2 protein-coding genes are annotated in these 3,379 nt (G+C 60.3%); both read left to right on the plus strand.

The window, feature by feature from the left end; all coding sequences use genetic code 11:
• The first annotated feature begins 80 nt into the window (after positions 1 to 80).
• On the plus strand, positions 81 to 1,223 hold the full coding sequence (locus FOA17_RS10645) for a tyrosine-type recombinase/integrase (protein ID WP_203232306.1): 1,143 nt from the start codon (positions 81 to 83) through the stop codon (positions 1,221 to 1,223).
• On the plus strand, positions 1,223 to 3,265 hold the full coding sequence (locus tag FOA17_RS19895; protein WP_203232307.1) for a tyrosine-type recombinase/integrase: 2,043 nt from the start codon (positions 1,223 to 1,225) through the stop codon (positions 3,263 to 3,265). Before FOA17_RS10645 ends, FOA17_RS19895 begins: the two co-directional genes overlap by 1 nt.
• Positions 3,266 to 3,379: the final 114 nt, after the last annotated feature.

Below are 3,379 nucleotides of genomic sequence, written 5' to 3' on the forward strand. Positions count from 1 at the left end.
GCCATTATATAGACAGAGTCGGTGAAAGCCGACTTCGGGCGTATCGTGGCAGACGATTCAGATTCAGTCGGAGATGTGCCATGGTGGGTGCAAAGCTTGAAGGCCCCGGCCCTGATCCATCCTCGCTTGCCGCAACCATCGCTGAATTTGTGGCGTATCTGAATGGGTCGGGATGTTCTCCCAACACCGCGCGCGCTTATCAGCACGATCTTTCGCATCTTCTTTCCTTTCTTGATGAACAGGGGTGGGAATGGCGTGCCCTGACACCGGCGCGCGCGGTTGACTTGCTGATCCATCTGCGCAGCAAGCCGAGCCGTCGCCGCGGCACCGGGCCGTACCCATCGTTGGCTGCGACCGATGGAGAACGATCTGCTCGGCTCAGCACGGCGACGATCAACCGGGTGCTTGCAGCGGTTTCCTCATTCTTCGAATGGGCGCGGTTCACTGATCGTTTTGCTGGCCCAAACCCGATCACCCACATTCATGATCGCGCTGCCGCACATGTCGCTGAACGCCATCGACCGTTCCTGACTGGCGTCACCTCGCAGTCGGCCTTACGGAGCCCAGTGCGGTTGCGGCAGATCCATCGTTTGCCCCGCCCGATGGCGGATGAGCAGGTCGACGCGCTGATCGCGCAACTGCGAACGCGCCGCGATCTGGCAATCATTCGCTTGATGCTCGACGGCGGTCTGAGACCAGGTGAAGTGCTTGGCTTGCACCTCGCCGACATTGCGTATGGCAGGCGACGGGTGACCGTCAGGGTGCGTTTCGATCACCCGCGCGGCGTTCGGAGCAAGTCTCGATCTGAACGCGTCGTCGATTTGCATGAAACGGCAACGCTGCAGTCAGTCAGCGGATATGTCATGACCGAACGACCACAGGACACAGACAGTCCCTTCCTGTTTCTGGTCGGTGGCAGTGGCCCACGCAGGCATGAGCCACTTTCCTACGCCGCGCTGGCCAAGCTTTTTGCGAGGGCGTGCGATCGTGCGAACATACGTAAACCATGGGTGACCCCACATGCCCTGCGCCATACACATGCAACAAAGATGTGGGAGGCCGGGATGCGCGAGCTGACGCTTCAGCGAAGGCTTGGTCATGCATCGCCAGAAGCAACCCGCGTTTACACCCGGGTTTCCGATCCGATTGTTGTCGCCGAATATCGCCGTGCCCTCGGCCTTCCAGAAGAGAAGGTGCAAGACCCTGCGGAAGGCGCAAAGTGATGCGGGGCCCAGTCTCCGCGGCAGCGATGCAGGCTCGTTCGATCGATGCCCCATCTCTCTTTCGCAGCAGCCACTGTTCGGCCGATGAATACGACGCTTTTCTACAACGCTGCTATCCGACGAAGCAGTTCGTCCAACAACGCCGAAGTCAGCGCAAGCAATTCGTCGAGGCCTGGCCAGACATTGAAGAATGGCTGGCCGCGCCGCTCGCAGTTCGTGTCGGTCGGATCAACGGGCAAACCAGAGCTACCCTTCAGGATCGACCCTCCTATTTCGCGCGCGCCTATCTCTACTATCTGGCACTGAAAGGGCATCTCCGCTTGGATTATCCGTGGCTGCTCGCAGTCGGCGACCTTTGCGTTCACGACGTGGCACGGCTGTTGGATATCGATCTCGGTGTCGAGAGACTTGCGCGCGAGGCGACAGACCTAGGTCTCGTCTATGCGGGTGCTGATCGAGCAATGCGGTGGACGCTCGGGCGTCTCGCCCTTCACCAGGGACCCCGACTGGTTAGCGCTTTGCGTCAGAACGACATCAATGAGCTCCTCGTCGCCGTTCGGATGTTCGGCGATAGATCAGATCTTGGTGCCTACTGGACCTCGACCGACCGGTATCGTCTGGTCTCCAAAGCTTGGATTACGATGATCGGCCAGCTGCGCTTGTCACTCTATCACCGCGGGCAAGTTGATGACCCGCCGCGAAAGATCATGCCATCGGCGGATTTAAAGGCGGCACAACCTGAAATGGGCGCATTGATCGATGAATGGCTTGTGCGCCGTGCTCCAGCTCTGCGACCGGTTACCGTGTACCATCACGCGCTTACCGCCCGCCGATTTCTGCAGCATTTGGCCAAAACGGCACCAGAAGTGCGCACCTTTGGGCAGGTAAAGCATGAGCACATCGTCAGTTGGATGAACGCGATGAAAACCGAGTTGTCGCCAAAGACCGGGCGGCCACTCACTGCGAATTCTCAGAGGGGACGCGTTGTCCGGCTGGCGCAATTCTTCAAGGATGCCGAGGACTGGGCGTGGACTGAAGTGCCGCGATGGCCGCTCGTGGCAAAGCGCGATCTGCCACGCGTACCCGACCGAATTCCCCGATACATCCCTCGTGCTGAGCTCGAACGGCTGATGGAGGAAATCCGGGCGCTTTCCGATCCGTTCCAGCGTGCAGCTATGCTCCTCGCTAGGTGGTCAGGTGCGCGCCGCAGCGAAATTCAGCGCCTGTCGGTTGACTGCCTCGACCAATACGCCGATGGCACGGCGCGCCTTCGCCTGCCCGTCGGTAAGACCGCCCGCGAGCGCCAAATCCCGCTGCATGATGAGGCCGCAGAGGCCCTTCGGGTTGTGCTGGCTCTCCGCGCAAAGGTTGCAGACCGAATGCTGCCCGACGAACGGACAGGCGATCTCGTCCGGTTCGTGTTCGTCTGGCGCGGAAAACTGATGAGCGGACGCCATCTCTTTGGTGCGCCATTGAAGCGGGTGTGTGCCGCCACTGGCTTGGTCGACGCCCGAGGCAGGCCAACCGTGACCATGCACCGATTCCGCCACACGCTCGGAACCGAACTCGCAGAACACGGTGCAAAGCTTCACACCATCATGAGCGTCCTCGGACACGAAAGCCCTCAGATGACGATGGTATATGCGCGGATCAGCGACGCAGAGGTGCTGCGCGACTACCAGTCCGTTCTGGAACCAGGCGCCATGATTGCGGGTGCAGGAGCGGAAGTGATCCGATCCGGAAATCTTGGCGAAAGCGCAGTCGACTGGCTTCGCAGCAACTTCTTCAAGACTGCGCTGGAACTGGGACATTGTCTGAGGTTGCCCTCGGAAGGTCCTTGCGAATGCGACCTTTACCTGAGCTGTTCTCGCTTTGTAACGACGCCATGCTACGCGCCGCGGCTGCGCGAACGCCGTCGATTGGAACTGTCTCTCGCCGAAGACGCGCGCGCCCGCTCCTGGTCACGCGAAGTCGAACGTCATTGCGCCGTCGCAAGAAGAGTCGAACAACTCCTGACCGACCTCGGCGAGGAATTGGAATGAAATGCGGTCCTGCACACGGAACAGGCCGACCACCGCCAGCTTTTTTGGGAGCGCGGCGGTCGGCCTGTTCCTACCCAAGACCCCTGCGCCTTTACGCTTGCCTGTCCATGTAAC

This window comes from Gemmobacter caeruleus (assembly GCF_008271655.1).
Classification (GTDB): domain Bacteria; phylum Pseudomonadota; class Alphaproteobacteria; order Rhodobacterales; family Rhodobacteraceae; genus Gemmobacter; species Gemmobacter caeruleus.

Coding starts and splice junctions, on each gene's coding strand:
- FOA17_RS10645 (WP_203232306.1), top strand. CDS start 81: ATGGTGGGTGCAAAGCTTGAAGGCCCCGGCCCTGATCCATCCTCGCTT.
- FOA17_RS19895 (WP_203232307.1), top strand. CDS start 1,223: ATGCGGGGCCCAGTCTCCGCGGCAGCGATGCAGGCTCGTTCGATCGAT.